The sequence below is a fragment of the Hydrogenophaga sp. genome (assembly GCF_041633695.1).
GTDB lineage: Bacteria > Pseudomonadota > Gammaproteobacteria > Burkholderiales > Burkholderiaceae_C > Hydrogenophaga.
In genome coordinates this window covers 1-6,665 of the sequence record NZ_JBFJMY010000229.1, presented here as the reverse complement: position 1 = coordinate 6,665, position 6,665 = coordinate 1, and the positions used below count along the sequence as shown (strand labels likewise).

Annotated in this window: 5 protein-coding genes and 1 tRNA gene; 3 read left to right on the top strand and 3 right to left on the bottom strand. The window is 65.5% G+C overall.

Annotated elements, in window-relative coordinates; translation table 11 throughout:
* A partial coding sequence (locus tag ABYB95_RS14265; RefSeq protein ID WP_372659231.1) for a translocation/assembly module TamB domain-containing protein occupies positions 1-2,651 on the top strand: 2,651 nt, incomplete at its 5' end.
* 76 nt (positions 2,652-2,727) lie between these two features.
* On the opposite strand, the gene ABYB95_RS14260 is transcribed toward ABYB95_RS14265, so the two are convergent.
* Complete coding sequence (locus ABYB95_RS14260; RefSeq protein WP_372659230.1) at positions 2,728-3,345, bottom strand: FMN-dependent NADH-azoreductase; 618 nt, start codon at positions 3,343-3,345, stop codon at positions 2,728-2,730.
* A gap of 146 nt (positions 3,346-3,491) precedes the next feature.
* Here ABYB95_RS14260 and ABYB95_RS14255 point away from each other — a divergent pair, with 146 nt between their 5' ends.
* Both ABYB95_RS14255 and ABYB95_RS14250 read left to right on the top strand, forming a co-directional pair.
* On the top strand, positions 3,492-4,415 hold the full coding sequence (locus tag ABYB95_RS14255; protein WP_372659229.1) for a LysR family transcriptional regulator: 924 nt from the start codon (positions 3,492-3,494) through the stop codon (positions 4,413-4,415).
* A gap of 48 nt (positions 4,416-4,463) precedes the next feature.
* Positions 4,464-4,538, top strand: a tRNA-Arg gene (locus ABYB95_RS14250).
* A gap of 69 nt (positions 4,539-4,607) precedes the next feature.
* On the opposite strand, the gene ABYB95_RS14245 is transcribed toward ABYB95_RS14250, so the two are convergent.
* Both ABYB95_RS14245 and ABYB95_RS14240 read right to left on the bottom strand, forming a co-directional pair.
* Positions 4,608-5,261: an ANTAR domain-containing response regulator gene (locus ABYB95_RS14245; RefSeq protein ID WP_372659228.1), complete on the bottom strand. Its 654-nt coding sequence runs from the start codon at positions 5,259-5,261 to the stop codon at positions 4,608-4,610.
* A gap of 2 nt (positions 5,262-5,263) precedes the next feature.
* Positions 5,264-6,415, bottom strand: coding sequence for a transporter substrate-binding domain-containing protein (locus tag ABYB95_RS14240; protein ID WP_372659227.1), 1,152 nt, complete (start codon positions 6,413-6,415; stop codon positions 5,264-5,266).
* Between the last annotated feature and the right edge of the window lie 250 nt (positions 6,416-6,665).

The window sequence follows — 6,665 nt, the reverse complement described above, 5'->3', positions numbered from 1 at the left end:
GGCTCAGCCTGCCCGGCGCCAGGGGCCAGCTGGACGGCGACATCGGGTACGCCCAAGGCCGTGGCGATCTGTCGCTGAACATCGACAACGCGGCCCAGGTGCTGGCCTGGGCGCGGCGCCTGCAAACCCTGCCCGTGGTGGGCCCGGCCATTGCGCGCCAGTTGCAAACACAGCCCGCTTTGCAAAACCTGCAAGCCAGCGGTCAGGCCAGCCTGGGTCTGCAATGGCAGGGCGGGCTGGCGGAAATCGGCTTTCCCGCGCCCGCAGCCGCCGCTGCCAACAAGGCGCCCGCCGCCTTGCGCCTGCAAGTGGCGCTCGATGTGCCGCGCCTCGAAGCCAGCGGCCTCACGCCTACCCCCGTCAGCGCCACCCCCACCACACCGGCAGCGGCCACCGGCACGGCTACGGCTGCGCCGGGCAGCAGCCCGCCCACGGCCTGGTCGGTGCGCGGCTTGCGGCTTAAGGTCGACGGCAGCCTGGCCGATCTGGCCATTGCCCTGCAAGGCCAAGGCAGCTTCGCCACCTGGCGCGGCGAGATCCAGACCCAGGCGCGGCTGACAAATGCCTTGCCCGCCACGGCCGCGCAGCGCCAGGCCGAGAGCCGCCTGGACATCGGCAGCCTGCAAATCCAGGCCCAGGACGGCAGCCGCCCGGACCGGGTCGTGGACTGGTCGGTTCGCAGCGAGGCCCCGCTGTGGCTCGGCTGGCTGAACACCGCCACCGGTTGGGCCCTGCAAGCCGGGCCCGGCCAGCTGCAGGTGCTGCCCACGTTCTCCGCCACCGGCACCCGCACGGCCGCCAGCAAAACCGCCGCGCGCCAACCCCTGAGCCTGGCCTGGGACAGCGTGCGCTGGCAAGCACAAAGCCTGCAAACCCGTGGGCGGCTGCGCGGCTTGCCGCTGTCGTGGATCGACGCGCTGGCCGCCACCGGCGCCAACGCCGCCGGCCCCATGGCGCAGGCCGGTGTCGCTGGCGACATCGTGTTCGACGGCGAATGGGATTTGTTCTTGCCCGCGCAAACCGGTGGCGCCGAGCCGCTGCGCCTGAACGCACAACTGCAGCGCAGCAGTGGCGATCTTTCGGTGCGCACCGGCGCGGGCCAGGGCGATGCGGGATCGGCCGCCGGGAGCACTGGCCAATTGCTGCAAGCCGGCGTGCGCGAAGCGCGCCTGAACCTGAGCGCGCAAGGCCGCCAGATCAAGGCCAGCCTGCGCTGGGACAGCGAGCGCCTGGGACAGGCCAGCGCGGACGTGGGCACCGAACTCGCCGCCCCCGGCAAGCCCGCACCGAACGTTTCTGCGCTCGACCACTGGTGGCCCGCCAGCGCCCCGCTCAACGGCAGCTTCAAAGCCGCCCTGCCCCAGGTCGGCGTGTGGTCGGCGCTGGCGCCGCCGGGCTGGCGCATGCGCGGCACCCTGCAGGCCGAAGCCAGCATCAGCGGCACCCGGGGCGCACCCAAGTGGCGCGGCAGCCTGCAGGCCGAACAACTGGCGCTGCGCTCGGTGCTCGACGGTTTCGAATTTGCCAACGGCCAGCTGCGCGCCACGCTGGAAGACGAGCGCATCACCATCGAACGGCTGGTGCTGGAAGGCCCCGGTGGCAGCGCCGCCGGTGGCACGCTGCAAGCCCAGGGTCAGGCCCAGTGGCGCGCGCCCAGCCCGGGCGCGCCACGCGAACCCTTGATCGACCTCACGGTCGACACCCGGCAGCTGCGCGTGTCCAGCCGGCCCGACCGGCGCCTCACCCTTTCTGGCCAGGTGAAGGCACAGCTCGCGGGCCCGCGGCTGCAAATCCGCGGCCAGCTCAGCGCCGACTCGGCGCTCTTCATCCTGCCCGACGAACTCGCCCCCACCCTGGGAGACGACGTGGTGGTGCGCGGCGGGCGCAGCCTGCCACAAGGCACGGCCACCGGCGTGCCGATCGAGCCGGACGTGCAAGTCCAGCTCGACCTGGGGCAACAATTCGAGGTGCGCGGGCGCGGACTCAAGACCCGCTTGAGTGGCCAGCTCACGGTGCGCAGCACGCCCACGGCACCCACGCCGCGCGTGCTGGGCGAGGTGCGCACGGTCAGCGGCACCTACCGCGCCTACGGCCAGCAGCTCACCATCGAAACCGGCGTGCTGCGCTTCACCGGTCCGTACGACAACCCGACGCTCGACATCGCGGCCGTGCGCCCGCAAATCGGCGACGCCAGCCAGCGCGTGGGGGTACAAATCAGCGGCAGCGCGCAAGCGCCGCGCGTGCGCCTGTTCTCCGACCCCGAACTGCCCGACAGCGAAAAACTCGCCTGGCTGGTACTGGGCCGCCCGGCCACCGGCGCCGGTGCCGAAGCCGCCGTGCTGCAACAAGCCGCCCTGGCGCTGCTGGCCCGCAACGGCGGTCAGCTCGACGGTGGCTTTGCGCAGGCCTTTGGTCTGGACGAACTCGGTGTGCGCGGCGAAGGCACCAACGCCGACGGCAGCACCACGGCCGCCGCCCTCACCTTGGGCAAGCAGCTGTCGAGCAAGCTGTATCTGAGTTACGAGCGCAGCCTGGCCGGCACCGTGGGCACGGTGTCCATGTTCTACGACGTGTCGCGCCGCCTGACGGTGCGGGCCCGCGCCGGCGAAGAAAACGCCATCGACCTGATCTTCACGCTGCGCTACGACTGAAGGAGCCGGGCCGGTTCCTCAACAAATAATCACGTTGGCGAACCGGCACGACCGACTCGCCAACGTGGACCGGCCATCAGGCGGCCAGCGCGACCTGGGTGCGGATCTCGCTCTCGGCCGTGGCCAGAGCCGCCGTTTTGGCGTCAGGGCCCATGGCCACGCCTTCGGCCCGCACAAAGCGCAGGTCGGTGATGCCGAAGAAGCCGAACAGCGCCTGCAGGTAGGACTCCTGGTGCTCCAGGGCGCGGCCGGCGTCGCTCTTGGAATACACACCGCCACGGGTCAGCACCACGATCACCGTTTTGCCGCCGGCCAGGCCCACCGGGCCTTTTTCGGTGTACTTGAAGGTGCGGCCGACCTGGGCCACGCGGTCGATCCAGGCCTTGAGCTGGGTCGGCACCGTGAAGTTGTACAGCGGCGCACCGATCACCAGCACGTCGGCCGCCAGGAACTGGCTCACCAGCGCTTCTGACAAGGCGTTTTCCTGGCGCTGCACTTCGGTGGAAGCGGCCTGGCCGGTGCGGAAACCCAGCGCGTCGGCGCTCAGGTGGGCCGGTGCGTTGGCGGCCAGGTCGAGGTGCTGCACCTGCGTGCCGGGGTGGGCGGCCACCCAGTCGGCCACGGCGCGGGCGGTGAGTTGACGGGACACCGACTGGTCGCCGGTGATCGAGGAATCGATGTGCAGCAGCTGCATGAAAATCTCCTGAGGGAACGGGAAGCCACGCGGGGTGGCCGTTTATAGATTGTGATTTCAATACCAATTTCTGATAAGACAGGCTATTTGGGAAACATCGTCCCATAATCAGGACAATTGATCGACCAACGTAGACCAACCCAGCCATGCAAGACCTGAACGACATGCTGTTCTTCGCCGAGGTGGCGGAACGCGGCGGCTTTGCGCCCGCCGGCCGGGCGCTCGGTGTGCCCAAGTCGCGCCTGTCGCGCCGCGTGGCCGAGCTGGAAGCGCAACTGGGCGTGCGCCTCTTGCAGCGCACCACGCGCAAACTCTCGCTGACCAGCGTGGGCGAAACCTATCTGCGCCACTGCCAGGCGCTGCGCGAATCGGCCCAGGCCGCCGCCGACGCCGTGGCCCAGGTGCAAACCGAGCCACGCGGCACCCTGCGCGTGGTCTGCCCGGTCACGCTGGCCCAAAGCCTGCTCGGCGAACTGATGCCGCTCTTTCTGGCCCGCCACCCGCTGGTGCGCGTGGACATGCAGGTGAGCAACCGCGTCGTCAACCTGGTGGAAGATGGTGTGGACGTGGCCTTGCGCGTGCGCGCCACACTCGAAGACAGCGGCAGCCTGGTGGTAAAGCGGCTGGGCGACGACGCGCCGGTGCTGGTAGCCAGCCCCGAGCTGCTGGCCCGCCAGGGCACGCCCACCACGCTCGAAGACCTGAGCCGGCTCGACAGCATCGCCATGTCCAGCACCGACGGCTACGCCAACATCCACCTGACCGGCCCCGACGGGCGCCAGCACACCGTGCAGCACCGCCCGCGCTACGTGGCCGACGACCTGCTCACCCTGCACTTCGCCGCGCGCGCCGGCACCGGCATGTGCTGGCTGCCCAGTTACATGTGTGAAGACGACCTGCGCGAGGGCCGGCTGGTGCAGCTGCTGCCCGACTGGACCCATCCGCGCGGCGTGGTGCACGCGGTGTTCGCCTCGCGCCGCGGCCTCACACCCGCCGTGCGCAGTTTTCTCGACTTCCTGGGTGAACACGTGCCCCGCCACATCCGTCTGTGGAGCCGCACCACCGCTTGAACCCGGCCCTCGCCCCAAGAGGCCACCGTACAATGCGGGCTCCTTCGCGCCGCCATAGTTCAATGGATAGAACGAGCGCCTCCTAAGCGCTAGATACAGGTTCGATTCCTGTTGGTGGTACCAAGTTTGACGTTGACCCGGCTCCGAAGGCACATCATGCTTTGTGTCCACGGAAGCAGCGGGTAATCCAGTCTATTCAGTGCGGGGCGGACGCAGCGGAAGAGAAATTGAAAGCAGTTCGTGGGCCTCGACGATCGCCATGGCCACGTCCTCAGTGGTCGTGCGCTTGGTCATTGCTTGATCGCGTATGAGATCGTAGGCCTCGGTCTCGGAAATTTGGTGGGCCTTCATCAGTATGGCTTTGGCGTCTGCAACGTGCCGAACCCCAAGCAATTTGGCCTCAACTTTCTTCAGGCGCCGAACGAGCGCGCGATTGACTTTGTGACTCTCGCGGGCAAGGACCAGCGTGGAGAGTAGTCCGAACGATCTCACCGGGGAAGGCAGAATAGCCTTGGCGTCCAAGCCAAGAACCACCTCTACGATGGTGGGATTTTCATAGTTCACAACCGCGATGATCGTTGGAGCATCTTCATCGCGGCTCCAGTCCATGTTTAGACTAAGAATTTCAGGCCGTACGGCCACAAAAGCGACATCGACATCTCGATCAATGGACTGCACGGGTGGCCAAACGGCCCTCACCCTACAGCCGATTCGCTGAAGTTGCTGGGTAAGTTGTCGCCCATCAGAGTCGTCGGGATGAATGACCGCCACGGTCAGCGTACGAAGCTCCTTCAGTTGCTGCGGAGTGGCGCGCAACGATGGCCGGTGCTCCTTGCGTTCATCCATCGCTAGTCCAGCTTGTCCAGGTGGGCGGCCCAGTCACCCAGTGAATGGGTGACGAGATAAGGGTCCGGATATACCGACCTTCGGGCGCGGCGAACGATGGTGAACTGCCCTTCGGCGTTGAGTCTTCCAATGCGAGGGTAGAGGCAGGTGTGATGGTTAGTAGGATCAATACGCACACGGCCCTGCGGTGCATCGAACTCACTGCCCAATACTTGAGGCAACAGTTCTCCGATTTCGTCGCTGCCGGACTGGCGCATCGCGTTCGCAAAGATATGCATCTGGAAATACGAGGCTTCCCAGCAGAGATTGGGTACGCAGCATTCACCAAAGCGACGACGTAGGCTATCTAGGCAGCGGTGATTCGCGGCAGAGTCGATAGACTGGAAATATGGGGCAGAGGTGTAGTGTCCGGTGGCAAGCCCTACCTCCATCTGTGCGACCTCCGCCTCCGAGGTCGTCAGGCTTCCGATAGGCATGACCTTGGGGTCGAATCCGGCATCGGCGTAGGCGCGGTAAAGCGCAGCTGTGGAGTCTCCCACTACAGTAGAAAAAATGAAGTCTGGCCGCTTGTTGCGGATGTCAACCATGATCTGCGCGTATTCCTTCTCTGTCGCGTCCAGAGCAACGTAGCGCTCCGCAAGCTTTTCACTTCCTTGGCGCTGCATTACCAACTCTCCCATGATCCGGTTGGATTCATAAGGGTAGATGTAGTCCGAACCAATGAGGTAGACCCGTGCGCCAAAGTTTTCCGTCATGAACTCGGCAAGCTGAACACTGTTTTGATTGGGTGCCGCACCGGTGTAAATCACGTTTGCCGAATACTCGAAGCCTTCGTAAAGCGTGGGGTAAAACAGCAGTTTGTTCCACTTTTCAATGATGGGAATAACCGCCTTGCGGCTGCTCGACATGTAGCAGCCAAAAATGACGTTGACCTTGTCCTGCAGGATCAGCTGTTCGGTCAGTTGTGCGTAGCGCAACGGGTTGGACTGTGGGTCGTACTGAACGGGAACCAACTCGCGACCGTGAATGCCGCCGGCCTCGTTGATCTCGTCGATAGCAAGCAGCGCACCGAGTAACTGCGAAAGGCCGATGCTGGAGGTAACGCCAGTCTTGGAGAAGAGGACGCCAACGCGAACGGGATCTCGATCAACCATAGCGCACCTGTCGGACACGAGGTATGGCTGCACTAGATTGGACAAAAGGTCGTTGGATCATGGTGAAGAGTTGACGAAAAGGACGGGTGTATTCAGATGATGGCACAGCAGTCACTCGGCGGCCAGCCTTACATAATCCCGCTGCAACTGCACTGAAAAGTGATGCGGATCGTCAGCGATGCAGTAGTCGCGCCAGCCAAAAATGCGGCGCACGTATCCGTCTGCAGCCGGATCAACCGCCAAGCAGAAG

Excerpts from the sequence above, each read along its gene's own strand:
- ABYB95_RS14260 (WP_372659230.1), bottom strand. The coding sequence starts at position 3,345 with ATGCAGCTGCTGCACATCGATTCCTCGATCACCGGCGACCAGTCGGTG.
- ABYB95_RS14255 (WP_372659229.1), top strand. The coding sequence starts at position 3,492 with ATGCAAGACCTGAACGACATGCTGTTCTTCGCCGAGGTGGCGGAACGC.
- ABYB95_RS14245 (WP_372659228.1), bottom strand. The coding sequence starts at position 5,261 with ATGGATGAACGCAAGGAGCACCGGCCATCGTTGCGCGCCACTCCGCAG.
- ABYB95_RS14240 (WP_372659227.1), bottom strand. The coding sequence starts at position 6,415 with ATGGTTGATCGAGATCCCGTTCGCGTTGGCGTCCTCTTCTCCAAGACT.